Here is a 21,085-nt window from a genome sequence, read left to right as displayed (position 1 = left end):
GCGATGTTGCTGATGCACTACTCGTTGATTCTTTGTTCGAGTTCTGTCTGTAACTCTTCAGTCTCTTTTTGCAGGCCGTCGCTGATCTCGACCGTATAGGATTCGGGGTTCTCGATTTGTCGAACTGTCTCCGGAATCCGTTGCCGTCGATCTCGTGCAGTCTCGCGAATCTCCTCGAGATCAGGGAGCTCAGTCACTCGTTTACCGTTCTCGATGACGGTCACGAGCTGTTCTTCACCGGATAGTGACTCGTCACGGAGTCCAACGATATCGCGGACGTACTCGTCGTCTTCCTCAATCCGCCGGACGCTCTTCGCACCGGGATAAGTCAGCTTTCCCGTCGAGAGTTTCATCGTCGGGCGCATCTCGCCGTCGCGTTGGACTGCGACGAGCTTGTAGACTCCTTCGACTTTCGGCGAATCCGTACTCGTGACCAGTGCCGTCCCCGGACCGAATCCGACCCCAACGCCGTCGCGTTCGAAAACTCCTGAATCGCGTATTCGTCGATACCCGAGGAGATGTACTGGTCGAGATCAGGGGTCACTTCGTCGACTTCCTGGGAGAGCGCGGGTAGATCCCCGGAATCGAGTCGTACGCCGCGCACGTCCACGCCGGCGTCGTCTGCGACGTCTTCTGCGAGCTGTGCACCGCGTACTGTGTCGTATGTGTCGATCAGTAGGATGCTGTCGGCGCCGTGCTCGGCCACGAACGTCTCGAAAGACTCGCGCTCGGACTCAAAGCTCTGGACCCACGAGTGTGCCATCGTCCCGAAGACTGGAACGCCGAATAACTCCCCAGCAGCGGTATTCAGAAGACCCCGCGAATCCCCCGATATACGCGGCTCGTGCGGCCTTGATTCCCGCGTCCGTCCCGTGGGAACGTCGTGAGCCGAAGTCGACCAGCCGCTGGCCGTCACCCTGTCGGTCGATCACGTCGCGCATCCGACTCGCTTTGGTCGCGATAAGTGTCTGGAAGCCGATCTGGTTGATTAGGACCGTTTCCAGCAACTGCGCCTGTAAGATCGGTGCAGTGACCTCGAGCATTGGCTCGTTTGCGAAGACGGGTGTCCCCTCGGGGAGTGCCCGTACTTCGCCCGAAAATTCGAGTGACTCAAGATGTGAGAGGAACGACGAATCAAATCCCTGTTGGTCCAGGAAATCGAGCGCTCGGTCACCGAACGAGATGTTTTGAATGAAGTGAATCGCCTGTTCGAGCCCCGCTGCCACCATGTATCCGCGATTCTCCGGTAAGTCACGGAAGAACAGACTGAACGTTGCCTTTGGATTGTGGTTCTGATTGTAGTACGTCTGTGCCATCCGCAACTCATACAGGTCTGTAAAGAGCGGTGCGTTTTCTGGGGTGAGATAGCCGAAGGTCGTTTGGGTCATGGTACACCAGCGTCTATAGGCCACTTCGTGTTAAAACGACGAGCTACGGTGCCTCGAGTCAGGCGTTTCTAATTATCTGATCATAGACCAATAACGTCCACCGTATCGTCTGTCGAGCTTTGCCCCAACGTTCATTCTCTGACGAGTCGAATCGTTCGTGTATGGCATACGATCCAGAGAGCACCGCGGTTATCGTGGTGGACATGCAGAACGGGTTCTGTCACCCTGACGGCAGTCTGTATGCACCGGCGAGCGAGGAGGCGATTGATCCTGTGAACGAGGTCATCCAGGCAGGCCGCGACGCTGGCGCATCGATCGTCTTTACCCGGGATGTCCATCCGCCCGAACAGTTCGATGATGCCCACTACTACGACGAGTTCGAACGCTGGGGTGAACACGTCGTCGAGGGGACGTGGGATGCGGAACTCGTCGACGACCTCGACGTGCGAGACGAGGACCACGTCGTCGTCAAGCACACCTACGACGCGTTCTATCGGACCGATCTCGAAGGGCATCTCGATACGCATGGTATCGACGACCTCCTGATCTGCGGGACGCTCGCGAACGTCTGTGTCCTCCATACGGGAGGGAGTGCCGGGCTCCGCGATTACCGACCGGTGGTCGTGCAGGATGCGCTCGGCTTCATCGAAGAGGACCACCGCGAGTACGCCGTCGAGCACGCCGACTGGCTGTTCGGCGAAACTACCGACCGCGTCGATATCGAATTCCAGTAGTGGACGTCTGATATCGTACTTCTCTCAGTGTAGCTTCAAGCCTGAAAGTGTGAGTTCTCGTCGCCGATATGCAACTGCCAATACGTGGAATTTCTCTGACGCCGTCCGAGATACACTCAGTAAGAGCAGTTGCCTGAACTCCACGACGGATCGAAAGTTAACACATATATCCGACAACCGTGTACTCCTATTTATATGCAGTTCTGTGATGAGTGTGGTTCGATAATGCACACAGAGGGCGACACGTGGGTGTGTCGCTCCTGTGAGAACGAGGAGCCGCGAGACTCTCACACAGAAGCGGCGATGACGACCCAGAATGGACAGCGGGACGACGGAGCACCCGCCGTGGCCGACGCGACCCAGGACGCCACCGAGACGATGCAGGAGCCCTGTCCGGCCGAGGACTGCGACAGCGACCAAGCCTACTACGAGATGATGCCGAAGCCGGGCGGCTCCTACGAGGTTCGGCTGTTCACCTGCGTCGAGTGCGGCCACAAGTGGCGCGAGTCCTGACGGCGCATCTCGCAAACTCCGTGGCTACTGAGCGGCTGGTTCAGCGTCTTCAGTACAAAGACGCAGCCGTGCCGCATGTGACCTCTATATCGGTCACACCCCTTCTATCAGTTGTTGATACTACCTTCCCTCCGTTGGAGTAGCGGACCCACGAGAACAGGTTTGAAACACCACTCAGTCGACCCGTCTAGGGGTGCTACTGGTCGCTCACAAGCTGTCGTAGGATGTTTCGCTCTCGGTCCGAGTAGGCGATAACACGAACGTCTTCGAGTGTCGTCGGTTCGAACGCTTGGATCTCGTCGCAGATGAGGGATGCGCCTTCGTGTGTGGAACCCGCCGGAGTCACAGCCAAGCAATGGCTATACCAGCGATTCGCAGCCGGGTTCATCGGCCGTTTCGAGGGAATTTTGCGTGGCCTCGCGAATACTCTCGGCAGTTGCGATTGGGTACGGGCCTGAATGGGACATCGCAGCTGTGTGGATCACGTAGTCGGCATCGAGATCGTACGCGTCCGTGACGATCACGTCTCCCAGTTCGACTGGTCCACGAGCGACTGCGTCGCGTTCGAGTGGCCCGTTTGCTACGTCGAGAAACGCGCCGGCAACGCCACTTCCCATCTTGCGCGAGGTTACCGCAGCGTTCACCAGTGCGTCCGCCTCTTGTTAGGCAATGTCGCCTTGGAGGACGCGGAAGTCCATCTGAATTAGAGAGTATCGATCGGAGAGCTAGCGACTGCTTCGTTCGATTCTCCGTCACGAAGAGTCCGTCTCAAAGACATCTAAAGTGGTCGGCAGTCTCCGCGAACAACTCTCGCACATCGTCCTCCACTACGCCGAGAATCGAATGGCGGTACTTCGGGAACCACACGAAGTAATACTTGCAGAACTAATCGAATACGCATGACTGCGGTATCCCTCCATCCCTAATCCCTATATTTATGATAGTATGGAACAACCGTCAAAGTATGGGTGAGGAAGCCACGAAAACCATCCAGACGCGCCTCCACATAACGTCTGGTGAGCGGTCGTGGCTTCACGATGCCCGCCTCGCCTCACGCGAGATATTCAACGACACCATCCGCCTCAAACGGCAAGGGTACAATCGCACCGAGATACAACGGGAGGTTGACCGCGACGACTTCTTGCGGAACAACAAGTGCGCGGTCGTCGGCAAAGCCCTCCAGACGTGGGACTCCTACCATTCGCTTAAAGAGTGGTGGGAGAATCAAGACGACCCTGATGACGGCAAACCGACGCCGCCGAGTACGGACAAATCTGGTGCGTACCCACTCGTGCTGGCGCACACGGAAGGCTACCGCCTCACCGTGGCCGACGACACGAACCGCGTCCGATTTCGCATCAGCCCGAAACCCTACAAAAAGGTGAACGGACACCTGCGCGGCGAACCGGACACAATGGACGAACTTCAAGACGCCCTCACGTCGGATGAGGTGGATGTGGGGCAGGCCGAACTCCTGTACTGCGATGGCGTGTACTACCTACACGTCACGGTCACACGCGAGTTCGACGTGCCCGAACCTGATACTGCCGATACTGTGGTTGGCGTGGATATCAACGAGCGCAACGTCGCGCTTACCGCTCTCGACCGCGAGACGATGCGGACGAAGGGTACACTTGTCCTCGGCTACGGATGGGTGAAGCAGGAACGCCAACGCTACCACACGATCACCACTCGCTGTCAAGAACACGGCAAGACGAGCATTCATCGGAAACTCGGCGACAAAGAGGAACGATTCGCCGAATGGGTACTCCATCGCCTTTCCCGTGCTGTTGTGGAGTTCGCAGCGCAGTTCTCGAACCCGGTTATCGTGTTCGAGGATATGAGCGGTATCCGCAAGGAGATGCAGTACGGGTCGTATATGAACCGCCGGTTGCACAAACTGCCGTTCCACAAGTTCGAGACGTTCGTCTCGTACAAGGCGATCTGGCGAGAGATACCCACGGACACGGTGGATGCGTACTACAACTCGAAGACGTGTTCGTGCTGTGGTGAACGTGGGGTTCGGAAAGGCCGCAGGTTCCGGTGTGCGAATGACGAGTGTGCCGTGGTGCAAGACCACGCCGACCGGAATGCGTCGGTGAACATCGCGTGGCGCGAGAAGGCGAAAATCGACGGGACTGATTCGGATTACCGGACTCACAAAACCCAACCGCAAGTCCGGTTGGTGCGTCTGTCCGGGTCGGGGCGCGTAAGCCGCCCAACCTCATCCCGCTCGCTTGCCGAGCAGGGAGTGCTAGCGCACGACTGAGGGAACTACAAAAGCCTCGGGCCACCGTGCCCGAGGCTGTTTACTTGCCGCTGATCGTGGATAGTCACGCCCTCTGGGGTGTGTTCGTTCAGCCGCTCGATTAGCTCTGAGGGGGACATACCCTTCCTCGTCTCTCCAGGCAAATAAAATACATTATAAATTATCTGGTTTCTCTACGCTTGATCGACCGTCGGTTGAGTGGTGTCACTACTGCAATTCGGCTTTTATTCGAGAGATCGCAGTGTCTGTGTCGAAATCACCCGCGGATGGGCCAATGACGCCGACCTCTTCGTCCGGGAGAAACCATATTCGGGCAAAGCCCGTTGTAGCGTCGATCCCGTCGACGTTCCAGATCTCTTTCTGCCAGTAGCTGGCAGTCTTTCCCGCGTGGAGTCGATTCACGTCTTCGGGGATCGGTTCTTCCTTTAGTTCTGTATAGCCCGCCTCGGTGAGCGTTTCTCGATCCAGATTATCGATCAGATTGGCCGTCAGTCGGGTTCGGAACTCCTCAACGGTCGCCTGATAGACGTCATCGGCGTATTGCTCGACGTCTCTCGACGGGATTTTTGGCTAACGTGGTCGAACACCGCATCCGGATCGTCGACGGAGAAACTCGCGCTGTAGAGTGTCGCTTCGACCGTTTTCATTACTGTTCCATCAGGATGCGCATAGAGAATCACGTCGACAACCGGGTAGTCACCGATCTTCGGAGCGGTCGGATCGGGGATTTCGATGAGCGCGTTCTCAGAAATAGTCGTGATAGACTCGTAGTTGTCCTGGAGATATGTGAAGAAGGCACTGACCGCCTGTTCATTCGGATTCGCATTGAGGTGCTGGAGATATCGCTGTATGTCTCGTATTGCCTCGGCGTCGTCTGGGATATCAGAGAGCATCCCGATGTGCTTCTGAAAATCACGAACAGCTCCCCAGATCACTTCTCCAGGAATGTTCCCTTCGCCGCCCTCCGCGAGAAGCATCTTGTCAAACTCGTATGTAGAGATACGGTCCGTCTCGATATCCTGAACGAACCGGTCGACATAGTGATCGATAAACTGTTCCGAGTCGATATGCGTGAAGAGTTTCTCTTCGTCCAAATTCCTCACAATCCAGTTAGCCCTCGTTCGGGGAGGCGATAAAATCTTACCTCTCAACTATCAGTCTCTCCTCCCGATAAAACGAACGCACGTAGGGAAGGCCACGTATCGCAGACTATTTTCAAACAGCCATCCTACGCCAAATGGATCTGTCCGATATGTCGACCTGTGACACGGAGGGCGTGTCCGATCTGGCGCCGAGTGCCAAGCTTGTCTACAAGGTCCTCGAGTACAACGGCGAACTGACCCAGAAACAGATCGCAGAAAAATCTCTATTGTCTCCACGGACGGTACGCTATGCACTAAACGAACTCGAATCCGCCGGCGTCGTCGAGGACGATATTTACTTCGCAGACGCACGACAGCGGCTCTATCGGCTCACCGAGTCGGATACTACTGGGGCGGAATAGATTCCTTCTGGTACTGCGTCTTGGATACGTCTTTGATGAGGCGGATATCGAAACATCTCTGGCAACGCGGTGATGCACGTTCAGTATGAGACTCGTATCCAGGGTGGTGCTTTCGTGACCGAAGACATACTCGACGAACTGTTTGCGATCATCGAGGACCGAAAAGAGACGCTTCCTGACGGTTCCTATACGGCGTCGTTGTTCACCCACGAGAAGGGAGACAACGCCGTCCTCGAGAAGCTGGTGAAGAGACGACCGAACTCGTCTTGGCCGCCAAAGACGAAAATACCGACGAGATTGCCGCCGGGAGTGCTGATCTCGTCTATCATCTGTTAGTACTCCTCTCGATGTACGATCTCACGCTCGACGATCTTCGAGCCGAACTCGAACACCGTCGATAAGTGGGTCATAGAACCGCGAGTTACTTTTCGTAGTCCCGTCTCGCATTCTAATAGGTAAAGTGTGAGTATGGACGAACTTGATCAGGTTGTGACCAATGCAACGCCGGAGGAGCCGGACTCGGTGCGAACAGTCGTTGCTACGTACGAGGAAGCACTCACATCGACCTCGAATTCATCATCGGATCTCCGGTCACTTCGCTGGCAGTACTATCGCCCGATCGCAAACTTACTCAAAAAACTCAGCTTTGCACGTTGAAGTGGTAGCGTGACGTAAGCGGTGGCAAAGACGGATGATGCCGATCACGGACTTCCTATCATGTACGCGCGTGTTCGACGAGTTCGACTCGCTATCACCAGCACAACGCCGTCACGCCAAAACCTACGCCACAGGTCTTGTTGCGGCCAGCAACAAGACCGTGGCGGGCATCGCACGCGAAGTTCTTCCAGCCAGCGGAAAACGAGCTCTCAACAAGTTCCTCACCGAGTATGACTGGGACGAACAGCAATTCAACCACGAACGTCTCGAGGAACTCCAGAAACACGGTGAAACACGCTGGTCAAAGGATGGCTACATCATCCTCGACGACACGATCACCGAGAAAGCCGGGGACGACGTCCCCGGCGTCGGCCGGTTCTACGATCACGCTGAAGGTGACACTGTCTGGGGCCAAGACCTCATCTACGCCTTCTACGCCGACGACAAAACCGCCTACCCCTCACCTTCCGCCTCTACGAACAACAGGACGACAATGACCAAGACCACGACACTAAGTACGATCTCGCCCGCGAGATCGTCACGGAACTCGAAGAAGAGGTAGGTGTGCCTGCGGACACCTACCTCTTCGACTCGTGGTTCGCTCACGATTCTGGCCTTCCTGAACACATCGAATCCTACGGCAAGGACTGGATCGGCCCGCTCCGCAGCAATCGCAAGGTGACCTACGCCGGCGAAGAACTCCGCGTCGATGCGCTGGCAGAGCGCATCGACACGGTCGAGCGCGATGTCGATGAGGAAACCTACCATATCTGGACGAAGAAGCTTCCCGTCTCCCAGTTGGGAGACGTGAAGCTGGTTATCGCCGAGAAAGAAACCGAGGCAGACGAAGAGAATCCGGTCAAGTACCTCGCCACGAACAAAATCGACGCACCGACCGAGCACGTGATTCGCTCCTACGGAATGCGATGGCGCATCGAGACGTTCTTCGAGGACTCGAAGCAGGATCTCGGCCCAGGAGACTGCGAGATGCAGACCGACGAAGGTGCCAGTCGGCACTGGCACCTTCTGATGGCCGCCTACAGTCTCGTTCGTCTTGATCCTGACTCGAGCGCCTTGGGAACGGTTCGCTCGAAAGCGTCATCGCTTCGAGCGAACCTCGAACACTCCCTGAAAGAAGCCGTCTACAACCTCCTCTCGTGGGTTCGGGACAACGATGACCAAGGCGTTGATGACCTCATGGAAGAGATCGACCACCTCTTCGTTCACTCAACAGCTGACGCTAACGTGCAAAGCTGAGTCAAAAAACTGCGCTACAGCATGGGTGGGCGTTCTACGACAAGCTGCTCGCAACGTATTCACCGCGTGACCAGTTTGGCGTTCCCGCCTGTAGTCACGTTCTCGTCAACGGCGTCGGGCGGTTCGTCATTCGAACCCGATATCAGGACGATGTCGAGGCGGTTCCAAGTACGGCACTTCGATATCTCCGTGCCTATTCGAGTGCGTCCGAGTATTTCCTTGCTCGCCAAGAAGCGTGGACGTACGGATGGGGTATCGGACATCCCTCCCATTCTATCGCATCGTATTTCCAAGGGAGTGTCGAGGATAACCCTCGATGGGTGCGCTCGGCGCTCGAACTAGCGTTTTATGCCGATCAGATGGCAGCTACAGACCTTCTGAGAAACTCCTCAGAGGATGCAATTGAGTTCTCTGTTCAGCTTACGCCCGATTTGACGGTCACAAAGGAGCGATTTCTCGTCGAGTGTCTCGTGGGCCCCGATACTGGGTACGATCCGACTGTTCCCCGGTACTGGAGTTGGTGGGAGGAATCTGGGTACTCGTTTGATTGGGATTGCTCTATTGAGTCTCGTCTCCGCGATCGTATCACAGAACTCGAACTAGATCTACCCTCAGACTGGACGTTTCAGGATCTTCGATTCTAGGTGTAGCGGTTCAGAGCTTGCCAGCCTGCCGGAGCTGTGCATGCTGATCTTCGGTCAAAATCGTTGTTCCACATTCCGGACAGGTGGTATCCGTGAGCCTGACGATATCCAGTTCGACATCGCGACTCCTGAACTCGCAGTTGGGACAATCGACACCCGCTGCTTTCCCGCCCAAGAAGATAACACGGTCTCGGATGGTGTCGTCCAAAGGCACCTAGGAGTCTAATAAACCGTCTGGGGAAAGGATTTCGGAACTCTTCTGAATGGGGATTTCAGTAAAACGAACTCCTCCGAATTGGTTCGATATCAGTAATTCTGTGATCTGTGTGGTATACGAAGGACCGTACATCGTCGGTATTATCAATTTGAGTTTGATATCGTCATCTGCGGGCGGTTAACTCAGTTTGGATAGAGTATCTGGCTTCGGACCAGATTGTCGCGGGTTCAAATCCTGCACCGCCCGTCGAGGACCAGTGGTCCTGTTCGATTTATAATGATCCACTCGGAGCTTTGCGTTGCACGGCTGAGTCGACTGTATGCCTGCAAGCCATCTGTTTTGTGACACTCTTATTGAGGGTTGTTTTGGCGAGTTCAGTATCGAGAGAATCGACAGTCGCCTTTCACAGGAGGTAAATCGGTGATGGCGGAACTCCTGGTATGGACGAGATTTTTGCTCCGTGGCGGATCGAGTGGATCGAGCGAGAGGATAAGAACCCCGATGTGGACGAGTGTATCTTCTGTGAATTCCCCGAGCGAGACGACGATCGGGAGCATCTGATCGTCGCGGAAAACGACCACGCGTTCGTCATGCTCAACAACTACCCCTATAATCCAGGGCACGTCATGGTCATTCCGCGAGCGCATACAGGGGCGTACGAGGAGCTTTCAGACGTGGTGTTGCTCAGTCATGCACAGCTCAAGACGCGGACATCTGAAGCGATGAGAAAGGCGTTCGACCCCGATGGGTTTAACGCTGGGCTCAATCTTGGGGAGGGAAGCGGGGGGTCGATTGGTGACCATTTGCACACCCATATCCTTCCTCGCTGGGAAGGAGATACGAACTTCATGCCTGTCATCGGAAATACCAAAGTTATCGTCCAGGCTGTCGAGGAAACGTACGACCGCCTCCATACTGCATTCGCGGGCCTCGATGATACTCGAGCTGTTGACGGGGAGACTGCAGTTCGAGTGGACAGCTAACTAGCCTCTTCTCGGTCATCAGGGGCAGTAGTGAGGAGAAATCACGATAGAGATGGCATCGAGCGTATATCGCTACTGATTAAGCGTTTCTTGCTCTGGCTTCTACTGTGCCGTGGTAGCTCAGTTGGCCAGAGCAGACGCTTTGTAAGCGTCCAGTCGAGGGTTCGACTCCCTCCCACGGCTTTCAAGCGGTGTGGTATGAGAACGCGAGAGACCCAGTCACCCCCGCCCTTTACGTTGTAGACTCAAATATTCAGTATGTACTATGATATTGTCCAGGGCGACATCACTCGGCAGACCGCCCATGGGCTGGTGAACACTACCGATCCCGAGTGTCGGATGGAGTGTGGTGTTTCGGGTGCGTTTCGAGATCGAGTGGGTGACTCAATGGTCGAAGAGGTAACGCGAGAGCAGCCTCTCGATGCTGGTGATGTCGTCGTAACCCAGGCGTATGATCTCCCTGCGCTCTACCTTCTCCATGCAGTCCCTGTTTCAGGAGCTGGACTAGCGACAGAAGCCAGCATTCTGAACAACGACCCGGACTGTTCTAGAGCGGGCTGATCACTTGGGATGTCGATCTCTTGTCCTTCCGCTCCTTGGCTGTGGAGGCGGAGGAGTCGATCTTGAAGCAGGGGCAACGTGCATCTGTGGGGAAATCCAGCAGTTTGATCCCCAATCTCTGGCCGATGTCCGCGTGATTTGCCATTCTGAGAGTGATTTCGAGAGCCTTGTGGACGCCACTCGTGAAGTTAGAGCTGTTCAAGGGCACTGGTAAGGTACCTCCTCGTACGAGTTCATGCAGGAGGTAGCATCGGAGTTCCATCTGCCTGAGGACCGAGAGTTGGTCCGTTTGGCGGATCGTCGGGGTCGAGTCGTCGGAACTGCTGATAGTCTGTCGACCGTTCGACTGGGATCCGACCGATGGCAGTGATCATCTCGACGTAGTCCTGGAACAAACGGAACTCGCCGTATTCTCCGCCTGCCCGCTTGGTTATCTCCTCGGAGAGGATCGTCCCCATGAAGTCGTCTGCTCCGCAGGAGAGCAGTTTTAGCCCCTTCGCATTCCCGAACTTCACCCACGACGACTGGATGTGGTCGATATTGTCGAGGAACAGCCGTGAGACGGCGATCATCAGTTCGTCCTCGGCATCGGAGGCCCCAGTTGAGACCATGCCGCGGTCGTAGAGAGGCGTTTCCTGATGCACGAACGAAAGCGGGACGAATTCAGTGATGTTCCCGGTCCAGTCCTGGAGTTTGCGAATCCGCTCAAGATGGAGAACGCGATGCATCTCGTTCTCGACGTGACCGTACATGATTGTCGAGGTCATCGGCAGGCCAACATCAGCTGCTGCGGTCATCGCGTCGAGCCACTCGTCGGTACTTATTTTCCCGGGACAGATAACCGACCGCACTTCGTCGACAAGGATTTCAGCAGCTGTCCCCGGAACGGAGTCAAGTCCAGCTTCCTTCAACCGCAAATAAACCTCTCGATAGCTCCAGTCCGCCCCGCGCTGGGCGTGATATGCTTCCTCTGGCGTCATCGAATGCACGTGGACGCCACCGACGTCCATCGCTTCTATCTGGGCGCAGTAGGTGCTGGGATTCGTCTCGTACTCGCTAGGAGGACGGTAGTTCAGATCGCCGCGGTCGCTCGTATCGAGAACTTCGCGATGTTCATCGTCGAGTGCAAACGCTGGATGCAGACCTGAAACGGACGTTACCTCGTAGATGCCCGTTTCGAGGGCCTCACGAACGATAGCTCGCGATTCTGTAGGTGTCTTCGTGAACCCACCGTGGCCCTCTTGATAGGATGTTCGGAACTGCTCGGAGCGGTCCTTGAAATTACAGAAGAGACAGCCCGTGTTGCAAGCAGTCGTGACGTTATTGTTGAGATTCGCGACGAACGTGACTTCCTCACCGACCTGTTCCGCCCGTCGACGATCCGCCGCTTCGAGAACAGCCTCCTTGCGCGTCGGATCAATTCCCTGTCGATCCGATCCTGTGGTCATCAGCTCGACGCCGTCGGCCACAGTCAGTCGCTTGCCGCTTCTCGCCTTGTCTAACGCGTTCTCGAACGATTGATCCGTCTCGGGCTGGTGAGTGAAATCGAACCGCTGCCGCGGGATGTTTGTCCGTTGTTCGGGTGCGTTCGCCACGGAAGCCGATTCTCGCAGTAGTAGTAAAAAGTCTGCGTGGCCGTCGCTTTGAGAGCCGTTGTCTCCCTCCACACCCTTTTTCAGTATCGGTTGCCGACCTACACGTGATTACTGCCGAAGAGTTTGGGATATGACCGAGATTCAGCTCACAGTCGAGAAAGCGTATCCGACCGATACTGGGAAAGGGATTGCTCGAATCGCCCCGTCTAGCCTCGAGGAACTCGAACTGAGTCCTGGTGCATTCGTTGCTATCGAGGGGGAGCAGACGGCGGTTATGAAAGCACAGCGGGCCGATCCCGAAGACTGGGAGGAGGATATTATTCGTATTGATGGCTTTGCTCGGGACAACGCCGGCGTCGCTCTCGGGGAGCGAGCTACTGTTCGATCGGCGTCGATCCAGTTCGCCGACGAGGTCACGCTCGCGCCGACCGACGAGATACAGACCCCGCTCGATCCCGATGTTGTCGGTGTCGTCAAACAGCAGTTACTCCACCGCTCTGTCACCCAACATAATCTCGTTCCAATAACTGCCCAGAGCACGCAGCCGTTCCTGCGCTCGCCCGGAGATACGCTCACCTTCGTTGCGACCGATGTCGATCCTGCAACGGTCGTCGAAGTCACTGACGACACTACTATCAAAGTTCGCGAAACGCCAGTCTCGCAGAATCCCGACGTCCGAACACAGGACGGCATTACGTACGACGAGATCGGCGGACTTCAGGAAGAACTTGACCGCGTCCGGGAGATGATCGAACTCCCACTCAATCATCCCAAGCTCTTCGACCGGCTGGGTATCGAGCCACCGAAAGGTGTCCTCCTGTATGGGCCACCTGGCACAGGAAAGACGCTTCTTGCAAAAGCCGTCGCCAACGAGACCGCCGCGAGCTTCCACTCGATTGCCGGGCCGGAGATCATCTCGAAGTACTACGGCGAGTCCGAGCAAGAGCTCCGTGACACCTTCGAGGAGGCGCAAGCGGAGGCTCCCGCGATCATTTTCATCGACGAACTGGACTCGATCGCTCCGAGCCGAGAGGAGGTCACGGGAGAGGTCGAACGCCGAGTTGTCGCCCAGCTACTCTCATTGATGGACGGACTCGACGACCGCGGGGAGGTCGTCGTTATCGGTGCGACGAATCGACACGATGCGGTCGATTCTGCGCTTCGACGCCCTGGCCGCTTCGACCGGGAAATCGAGATTGGTGTTCCCGACGAAGCCGACCGGGAGGAGATCCTCCGTATTCATACCCGAGCGATGCCACTGGCGAAAGACGTCCATCCAAGTGATCTCGCGACGCAGACGCAGGGCTTCGTCGGTGCAGATCTCGAATCACTCGCGAAGGAGGCCGCGATGCACGCCCTCCGACGGTATCTTCCGGAGATCGATATCGAGGAGGACGAGATACCGCCGTCTCTCGTCGAGCAGATAGTCGTCAAAGCGGTCGACTTCTGAACGTGCCCTTCCCGGAATCGAGCCCTCTGCGCTCCGCGAGGTCGACGTTCGGATTCCAGAGGTAACGTGGAAGCACGTCGGGGGGCTCGATACCGTCAAGCAAGAGCTTCGCGAGAGTGTTGTCTGGCCACTCGATAGCCCGGAGAAGTTCCGAACGACTCGGGATCGATGCAGTGTCGGGCGTCCTTCTCTATGGACCTCCCGGAACGGGGAAGACGCTCCTCGCGAAAGTCGTCGCCAACGAAACGGACGCGAATTTCATTCCGGTTCGCGGGCCGGAACTCCTCTCGAAATGGGTCGGCGAATCTGAAGAAGCGATCCGGGAGGTCTTCCAGAAAGCACGAAAAGTCTCGCCCTCGATCGTCTTCTTTGACGAACTCGATAGTCTCGCGACGAGCCGTGCCCAGGGTCCGGACGGTGGGAGTTCTGACCGTGTCGTCAACCAGCTCCTGACGGAACTCGACGGCCTTCAGTCGATGGAAGACGTGGTCGTAATCGGGGCGACGAACCGGCCGGATATGCTCGATGCGGCACTCCTACGGACGGGGCGGTTCGGCCGGTTGATCAAAGTTGAGGAACCAACATTCGAGGATCGCGAACAGATCCTCAAGGTGCATACCGAAGAAACGCCGCTCGCCTCCGACGTGAGTTTCCGCGAGTTAGCCGAACAGACCGACGGCTACGTGGGGAGCGATCTCGAGAATCTCACCCGAGAGGCCGCAATCGAAGCGCTACGAGATGACATGGAGGTCGTTTCGATGCGTCATTTCGATCGCGCTATCGACCGGATCCGACCGACGATGACCGATGCGACCAGTGAATACTACGAGCGGATTGATGAGGAACTCGACCGAGAACGCTGGCCGGACACGACCGGGAGTGGTCCTCGAGGCTTCCAGTAAGCAACGGGAGGTATCAGGAGAACTTTTGGGCTGGCAGTTTGTGGCCCGGGCTGTCGATGATCGTACTTCACGCGAGTTTTCCGATCGATCCGGGTCGGCGTGATGAAGCGCTCGAACTGGTCGACGATCTCGTCGAGCAGTCACAGGCAGAGGACGGGATGATCGAGTACCGGGCGACGACGGATGTCCAAGACTCGAACGTCATCCGCTTCTTCGAGCAGTACGAAGACGCAGAGGCGTTCGAGTCGCATACGGAAACAGCACACTTCCAGGAGTTTGAGGCGGCACTGCCGGACCTCCTTGCCGGCGAACCCGAAGTTATCCAGTTCGACGTCGATAGCGCTACCGAACTCGAGCTGTAACGTCGTTCTCGGCAATCGAACGCCGTCGGGACTGCACTATACACCGAGGGTATTATAGAATCATTGATAAATATATTACTTTCCTCACATATGGCTGAATACGCTGATAAATAGAGATGTAACGTGTCAAACATCGTCTCCGAATCTATCATATCCACCGTCAGTGGCGAGTCGATACTCCACTTGAAGTACGATACGGTTATCCCTGTCCAGAGAGAAGATAAGGAAATGACGCCCTCCACTTCCACTACTGAGCGACAGCCGCCCGACAAGGCGACCCTCTATTGTCCCGAGTGCGGTCTCGATAGTCATATTAATGGCGACTGGACCATCCACATACTCGCCAATTCGCTTACCTACGAGTGTCCGAATTGTGAAGCGGTGATCGATTCTCGCCGGAATCAAAAGGAGTTGGCTGCATGGAGTGGTGGATCGCTTCATTTCGCGACCGAGAACTGACCTGTACATAGGTAACACCAGTCTCCCACAATTTGATAGCGTTCAGTCATATCACTCTCAACCTGAGTTATTGTCCATCGAATAGGATAATCAGCTCCCTGTATTGAGCGAATCGAGTGAGTAAGGAACTGGTATGAAAAATAATATATAACGTCCTCTCACACTACTCGTAATTTCGATTTCAGCGATGTTTTAGGGCTGCTCGTAGACGCTTACTGTATGGCTGATTTACGACTCGTTATTCTCGGGGCTCCTGGTGCCGGGAAAGGGACACAGTGCGAACGCCTCGTTGACGAATTCGATCTTGCGCACGTCACGACCGGTGACGCGCTCCGCGCGAACAAGGATATGGAGACTGAGTACGGTACGCCCCGGAGTTTCATGGACGAAGGCGAACTCGTTCCAGACCCTGTCGTCAACGAGATCGTCGAAGCAGAACTAACGGCTGCAGATGGGTTCGTGCTCGACGGCTATCCCCGGAATCACGATCAGGCCGAATATCTCGACTCGATCACCGACCTCGATGGTGTGCTGTATTTAGCGGTCGACGAAGATGTACTGGTTGACCGGCTTACTGGGCGACGAGTGTGTTCTGACTGTGGGGCAAACTACCACGTCGAGTTCAACCCACCGGCGGAGGCAGGGACCTGTGACGAGTGTGGTGGTGGCCTCTATCACCGAGAGGACGATCAGGAAGAAACGGCCCGTGAGCGGCTACGCGTCTACCAAGAAAACACGCAGCCGCTCATCGAGTTCTATCGGAATCGTGGGGAACTAATCGAAATCGATGGGGAGCAATCCATCGAAGCGGTTTGGGAGGACGTCAAAGATGCCGTGCAGTCGACCAGTTCGTAATACCGGAAAATAGCGCCAGGTGTTGATTCTACTCTTCGTCAGCGCCGTCCTTGATCTCTGCGAGCTGGTCCATGAGTTCATCGGTGGACGCGTCCGTCTGAACGTGATCTCGCCTTCGTGTTCGTTTTCGTGAACACTCACGCCTTCACTGTCCTCATCATCGGCATTGACGTCCTGGTTCTGCTGCTCGGATTCGTCATAGCTCCCAAAACCCATATGAGACGATAGCGGTGGCGTGGACTAAAAACAACCGGTCCGCTTGCAGGTGATTATGAGACGTTCGGTATCATATACCAAGATAGATGGGGCTGGGCTCTCCATCTCGAAGGATAATGACCGCTGACGTTGCACAGTGTCCGGAATGCGGGTGGACCGGCCAGGAGTCTGATTTCGAGGTAGACGGCAACGAGCGAAAGTGCCCCGTATGTCAATACACGATGAAACGGGTTTGAATACAGTATCCAGCGAACCGAATACCTATGCCTACTGGTTGACCAGAGACAAATACGATGCCTTCCTGCGACAATTGTGGCTCGTTCGTGACTGAGGCCTATGTGCGAGTGTTTGCACCAGAGGGTATGGAGACTGTTCGAGTGTGCCCAGCTGTGAAGACAAAGTTCGGGATGGGGCCGACGTTCTGAACAGCTCGCTCCACGCGACAGCAGTAATTCTGGACTCTATCGGAATGAAGTGGCGGCTCGGATTCTCGCGTCATCACAAGGGGCTCAGAGGGGTAACCATTCGTCACTGCCGCCATCTCACACTCTCTGCTCAGTCGTAACAATCCCTTGGACCGCAAAGAGGTGTATCTGAGCCCACCGGGTGCTCAATTCAGTATCGAAACTGTCGAGTCCCGACCGTCCCGACTACTGAGGAGAACACGTATGAAACTCGGTATAATTGGGCTCGGGAGAATGGGCCAGATCGTCGTGGATCGAGTTCTCGCTGCCGGTCATAACGTCGTGGCCTTTGATATTGACGAGAACGCAGTTGCAACGGCTCTTGAACGGGGAGCATCGGGGGCGGCATCGATTTCGGATGTCGCGGATCAGCTTGGCGACGAGAAACGCATCTGGCTCATGGTGCCAGCGGGTGACCCAGTTGACGCCGCGCTTGACGAACTCGAACCATCGCTCGGCAGTGATGATATCGTCGTCGACGGCGGGAACTCGAACTTTCAGGATTCGATTCGGCGAGCAGAGTCAACTGACGCTGCGTATCTGCACTGTGGAACGAGTGGCGGGCCCGCCGGTGCAGAACGCGGTTTCTCGTTGATGATTGGTGGTCCGGAGTGGGCATACGACGAACTCGAAGCCGTATTCGATGCCGTCGCGACAGGCCCTGACGGCCACGAACGGATGGGGCCAGCAGGCTCCGGACACTACGTGAAGATGATCCACAACGGCGTCGAGTACGCGCTGATGCAGGCGTACGGTGAAGGCTCTGAACTGCTCGCGAACGGACGATACGATCTCGACCTTGAAGCAGTAGCACGAACGTGGAACAACGGAGCGGTAATCCGCTCGTGGTTGCTCGAACTCTGTGAAGAGGCGTTCCGCGAAGAGGGGAACGATCTGGATGGCGTTGCAGACTACGTTGCGGGTGGCTCGACTGGAACGTGGACTGTCCAGGAAGCGCTCGAACAGGAGGTCCCTGTTCCCCTCATCTACGGCGCACTGGCCGAACGCTTCAGTAGTCGCAACTCGCGATTCTCACGGCGTCTCGCCAATCGTCTCCGGTATGGGTTCGGTCGTCACGAGATCAAGCGACAGGACAAGAGCGAGTAATATCGTACCGATGGAGTCGTCGGAGTCGTATCCGCGGATCTCGAAGTTGCTTTCCGCATTGCTCTCCGAACTGGGACTATGGACGTGACCTTTCTCGGAACGAGTGGGGCAGTTCCGACGACCCAGCGCAATCCGAGTGCAATCCTGCTTCGTCGAGAAGGGGAACGATTTCTTTTCGATGTCGGAGAGGGGACACAGCGACAGATGATGCGCTTCTCGACCGGTTTCGACGTTTCCATGATCTTTCTCACACATCTCCACGGTGATCACGTCCTTGGTCTTCCTGGGCTTCTACAGACGCTCGATTTCAATGAGCGAACTACACCTCTCGACATCTACACGCCCGCAGGTACCTCTGGAGATGTTGAAAATCTCCTCGACGCGACAGGGACGACACCGGGCTTTCGTGTTCAGGTACACGATGCGACGCCTGGGAAGCCGATTATCGAGCGTGACGAGTACACGATCTGAACCGTCGAGACCGACCATCGAACACGTTCCGTTGGATACGCACTCGTCGAAGCCGAGCGGAAAGGTCGATTCGACCGTGAGCGAGCCGAAGATCTTGGCGTTCCTGTGGGGCCAAAGTTCCAACAGCTCCACGAGGGATCCCCCGTGGAACTCAAGGACGGAACTGTCGTTCAGCCAGAGGAGGTCGTCGGTGACCCACGTCCGGGGCGGCGCGTCGTTTATACCGGCGATACCCGACCGACAGAGCCTGTTGTTTCGGCCGCTGCGAACGCAGATTTGCTCATTCACGATGCGATGTTCACTCAGGACCGACAGCAGCGGGCGCAACAAACCGGTCACTCGACGGCCCAGGAGGCAGCTACTGTCGCCTCGAAGGCCGGTGTTAAGCGACTCGCACTCACACATATCTCCTCACGGTACGCAACCGATGCTGAACCGCTCGAGAACGAGGCTGTCGAGAAATTCGGTGACAATGCGTTCCTCCCTGATGATGGAGATACGATTACCATTCCCTATCCCGAGATCGACGACGAGTAGTCCTGTGGATATGGAGGGAAACCATCCAGCGAAGGGATTGTATGGCCGGTCGTTCTACAGGGAGAAGTGACTGAGAATCGCTCATCAATAGCCTGTGGTGATGAAGAGTGGACGGTAGAGGATTTGACGCGACGAGTCATGTGGACGACGGAGACGACGGAGTATCTGAATTGTGGCTCGACGGTCGATCTCGATACTGCACACTATTACGCAACGCTTCGGTCTGACCGATCAGATTCGACGGAGACACGGACGGTCGTCTTTTGCTCGCGGAACTGCTTCGAGGAGTGGTGCTGATCGTCGGGTGGATTTTACTGTTCAGTCTGTGTATGTCTTCGTATGGAGTTCACCGTCATTCAAGGCGATATCGCGGCAGAGAGTGCGGATGCACTGGTGAACGCCGCTGGGACGAGCTTACAGATGGGCAGCGGTGTCGCCGGCGCTCTACGACGCGGCGCGAACGGCTCGATCAACGAGGAGGCCGTCTCGAAAGGTCCAGTTGACCTCGGCGGCGTGGCCGTCACTGATGCGTATGACCTCGACGCTGACTACGTGATTCATGCAGCGGCGATGCCCCACTACGGAGACGGTCGAGCGACCTCCGAGAGCATTCGCGAAGCCACTCGAAATACACTCGAGAAAGCCGACGAACTGGGCTGTGAGTCACTCGTTATTCCGATTCTCGGGACAGGAGCTGCCGGCTTCGATTTCGAGACGGGTGCAAAACTGGTCTGTGAAGAAGTCTGGTCGTACGAGCCCACGTCGCTCACCGATGTTCGTGTGATCGCGTATTCGGAGCCAGAATATCAGACCGTTACCGATATCGCGGATCGACTCCAGTCGTCGTGAGTAACCCTCTCGGGTGACTCGTTCGTGTTCGACCACTAGTGGCGATTCTGTTGGTCACACAGCGGCGGTCTGGAACTCCTCGCGAATCGCATCGACGATCGCCTCTCGGTCGTAGTCCCCGCAGTTGCGCTCACGAGCGTGATATCGTCTTCGTCGACTGGCATCCAAATCTGGAGGAATCCCTGTGAGCCGTCCATGTAGTCGACTTTCGAGGCCGGTTTTTGCCAGAGTTCAGCCGGCTCATCGGTGTATTTCGGATGAATCCCCTTGGGGAGAGGTTTCGTCGTCTCCTGTCTGAAATCCGGATCCGTCTCGAGCCGCTCTCGAATATCCGCCGTGATGGTGTGCCGGTCGGCATCCTCCTCGATTCGCGTGTTCACCGTCCGCACTGTTCGCGAGATGAACTTCTCCAGCGTCTTGTCCGGGACAATCTTGTCGACGTCCTCGAAGATCTCCTGCTCTCGGATTCGTGGCGTTCCACTGATGCCGGAGACGATCCGATCGTCTCCTGGCTCGTGACAGACACCGAAATTCGCCCGCGGCCGTTCACCCAGCTGGGGCTGATAGATATCCGGGAGTTCGAGAAGCCGGGCAATCTCGAGCTCTCTGTACACGCCATACTGCTTCCGGAGGAGGAGTTTGAACTTCGACATCTCTTTGCGTGATGGCGAGAGGAAGATGAAGCGCTGAAGCACCTCCTGATTGGGCGCGTCATCGTGGTAGAAGAAGGTGTGTGTCTCGTAGTCCTCGAGCGCAAACCAGACGAGGTAGTCGATCGGACCGTCGTCGACGAAGATTGCTTCTTCAACGGGCTGCTCGGAGAACTTCGGACAGCGCTCACAGAAGGTATCCACCAGGTGCTGGACGTAATCTCCCGGGTCGAGTCCGTACTCAGAAATGAACTCCCGAGGCATATACGGACCTACGAGTGACCGTCGATAAAAGCCACCCGAAGCGTCAGCACTTGGCGGCACGTCTCCTTTGGGATTGGCGAGAGCAAGTGCGGCTCGGTGATGGCCGTCATCACAAGGGGCTCAGTGCGGGGGTAAAATGATCGTCATCGCCGCACTCCAATATCCCTTTTCGACCGG

At 56.2% G+C, this 21,085-nt stretch carries 13 protein-coding genes, 2 tRNA genes and 8 pseudogenes; 16 read left to right on the top strand and 7 right to left on the bottom strand.

The features are described from left to right. Nucleotides 1-17: 17 nt before the first annotated feature. Nucleotides 18-1,388, bottom strand: a pseudogene (locus tag ACFQH2_RS19345) (nicotinate phosphoribosyltransferase). Between the two features lie 161 nt (nt 1,389-1,549). Between ACFQH2_RS19345 and ACFQH2_RS19340 the strand changes: the two are divergent. Both ACFQH2_RS19340 and ACFQH2_RS19335 read left to right on the top strand, forming a co-directional pair. Next, nucleotides 1,550-2,122 (top strand): cysteine hydrolase family protein, encoded by a 573-nt coding sequence (locus tag ACFQH2_RS19340; protein ID WP_377050913.1) that lies wholly within the window; start codon nt 1,550-1,552, stop codon nt 2,120-2,122. A 195-nt stretch (nt 2,123-2,317) separates the two neighbouring features. After that, complete coding sequence (locus ACFQH2_RS19335) at nt 2,318-2,635, top strand: RPA12/RPB9/RPC11 RNA polymerase family protein (protein WP_377050915.1); 318 nt, start codon at nt 2,318-2,320, stop codon at nt 2,633-2,635. A 196-nt stretch (nt 2,636-2,831) separates the two neighbouring features. Here ACFQH2_RS19335 and ACFQH2_RS19330 read toward each other — a convergent pair. Next, nucleotides 2,832-3,282: pseudogene (locus ACFQH2_RS19330) on the bottom strand (macro domain-containing protein). A 133-nt stretch (nt 3,283-3,415) separates the two neighbouring features. Beyond that, nucleotides 3,416-3,555, bottom strand: a pseudogene (locus tag ACFQH2_RS19325) (IS200/IS605 family transposase); the annotation flags it as partial. Between the two features lie 44 nt (nt 3,556-3,599). Here ACFQH2_RS19325 and ACFQH2_RS19320 point away from each other — a divergent pair. Next, on the top strand, nt 3,600-4,904 hold the full coding sequence (locus ACFQH2_RS19320) for an RNA-guided endonuclease TnpB family protein (protein WP_377050917.1): 1,305 nt from the start codon (nt 3,600-3,602) through the stop codon (nt 4,902-4,904). A 488-nt stretch (nt 4,905-5,392) separates the two neighbouring features. On the opposite strand, the gene ACFQH2_RS19315 is transcribed toward ACFQH2_RS19320, so the two are convergent. Then, entirely contained in the window at nt 5,393-6,007 is a 615-nt protein-coding gene (locus ACFQH2_RS19315) for a hypothetical protein (protein WP_377077176.1), read from the bottom strand. Nucleotides 6,008-6,156: 149 nt separating this feature from the next. Between ACFQH2_RS19315 and ACFQH2_RS19310 the strand changes: the two genes are divergently transcribed. The 7 genes and pseudogenes from ACFQH2_RS19310 to ACFQH2_RS19280 all read left to right on the top strand — a co-directional run bounded on the left by ACFQH2_RS19310 (nt 6,157) and on the right by ACFQH2_RS19280 (nt 10,727). After that, a complete protein-coding gene (locus ACFQH2_RS19310; RefSeq protein WP_377050921.1) occupies nt 6,157-6,408 on the top strand; it encodes a winged helix-turn-helix domain-containing protein in 252 nt (83 codons plus the stop codon). A 72-nt stretch (nt 6,409-6,480) separates the two neighbouring features. Further along, nucleotides 6,481-6,809, top strand: a pseudogene (gene hisE, locus ACFQH2_RS19305) (phosphoribosyl-ATP diphosphatase). A gap of 290 nt (nt 6,810-7,099) precedes the next feature. Beyond that, nucleotides 7,100-8,322 (top strand): annotated as a pseudogene (locus tag ACFQH2_RS19300) (IS701 family transposase). Nucleotides 8,323-9,354: 1,032 nt separating this feature from the next. Then, nucleotides 9,355-9,429 (top strand) — tRNA-Arg (locus ACFQH2_RS19295). 194 nt (nt 9,430-9,623) lie between these two features. Next, the gene (locus ACFQH2_RS19290; protein ID WP_377077174.1) at nt 9,624-10,166 is read left to right on the top strand and encodes an HIT family protein; all 543 of its coding nucleotides are present in this window, start codon (nt 9,624-9,626) and stop codon (nt 10,164-10,166) included. 109 nt (nt 10,167-10,275) lie between these two features. Continuing rightward, nucleotides 10,276-10,349, top strand: a tRNA-Thr gene (locus ACFQH2_RS19285). A 75-nt stretch (nt 10,350-10,424) separates the two neighbouring features. After that, entirely contained in the window at nt 10,425-10,727 is a 303-nt protein-coding gene (locus ACFQH2_RS19280; protein WP_377077172.1) for a macro domain-containing protein, read from the top strand. Between the two features lie 233 nt (nt 10,728-10,960). Here ACFQH2_RS19280 and cofH read toward each other — a convergent pair whose 3' ends face one another. Then, the gene (cofH, locus tag ACFQH2_RS19275) at nt 10,961-12,322 is read right to left on the bottom strand and encodes a 7,8-didemethyl-8-hydroxy-5-deazariboflavin synthase subunit CofH (protein WP_377050927.1); all 1,362 of its coding nucleotides are present in this window, start codon (nt 12,320-12,322) and stop codon (nt 10,961-10,963) included. Between the two features lie 130 nt (nt 12,323-12,452). Here cofH and ACFQH2_RS19270 point away from each other — a divergent pair. The 3 genes and pseudogenes from ACFQH2_RS19270 (at nt 12,453) to ACFQH2_RS19260 (ending at nt 16,350) form a co-directional block, all read left to right on the top strand. Continuing rightward, nucleotides 12,453-14,674 (top strand): annotated as a pseudogene (locus ACFQH2_RS19270) (CDC48 family AAA ATPase). Nucleotides 14,675-14,730: 56 nt separating this feature from the next. Continuing rightward, the gene (locus tag ACFQH2_RS19265; RefSeq protein ID WP_336331012.1) at nt 14,731-15,036 is read left to right on the top strand and encodes a putative quinol monooxygenase; all 306 of its coding nucleotides are present in this window, start codon (nt 14,731-14,733) and stop codon (nt 15,034-15,036) included. A gap of 678 nt (nt 15,037-15,714) precedes the next feature. Further along, entirely contained in the window at nt 15,715-16,350 is a 636-nt protein-coding gene (locus ACFQH2_RS19260; protein ID WP_377050931.1) for an adenylate kinase, read from the top strand. A 28-nt stretch (nt 16,351-16,378) separates the two neighbouring features. Here the strand turns inward: ACFQH2_RS19260 and ACFQH2_RS19255 are convergent. Then, nucleotides 16,379-16,566: pseudogene (locus ACFQH2_RS19255) on the bottom strand (DUF5786 family protein). A gap of 668 nt (nt 16,567-17,234) precedes the next feature. Here ACFQH2_RS19255 and gnd point away from each other — a divergent pair. From gnd to ACFQH2_RS19240, 3 genes and pseudogenes are all read left to right on the top strand, one after another. Continuing rightward, nucleotides 17,235-18,137 (top strand): phosphogluconate dehydrogenase (NAD(+)-dependent, decarboxylating), encoded by a 903-nt coding sequence (gene gnd / locus ACFQH2_RS19250; protein ID WP_377077171.1) that lies wholly within the window; start codon nt 17,235-17,237, stop codon nt 18,135-18,137. A 78-nt stretch (nt 18,138-18,215) separates the two neighbouring features. Continuing rightward, a pseudogene (gene rnz / locus ACFQH2_RS19245) lies at nt 18,216-19,145 on the top strand (ribonuclease Z). A gap of 339 nt (nt 19,146-19,484) precedes the next feature. Beyond that, nucleotides 19,485-19,994, top strand: coding sequence for a macro domain-containing protein (locus ACFQH2_RS19240; protein ID WP_377050939.1), 510 nt, complete (start codon nt 19,485-19,487; stop codon nt 19,992-19,994). A 35-nt stretch (nt 19,995-20,029) separates the two neighbouring features. Here ACFQH2_RS19240 and ACFQH2_RS19235 read toward each other — a convergent pair whose 3' ends face one another. Beyond that, nucleotides 20,030-20,908, bottom strand: coding sequence for a hypothetical protein (locus tag ACFQH2_RS19235; RefSeq protein ID WP_377077169.1), 879 nt, complete (start codon nt 20,906-20,908; stop codon nt 20,030-20,032). Nucleotides 20,909-21,085: the final 177 nt, after the last annotated feature.

It is taken from the genome of Natronoarchaeum sp. GCM10025703, assembly GCF_042661985.1.
Taxonomy (GTDB): domain Archaea; phylum Halobacteriota; class Halobacteria; order Halobacteriales; family Natronoarchaeaceae; genus Natranaeroarchaeum.
Note: the sequence above shows the minus strand (reverse complement) of the source record. Positions and strands in the feature narration are given on the sequence as shown.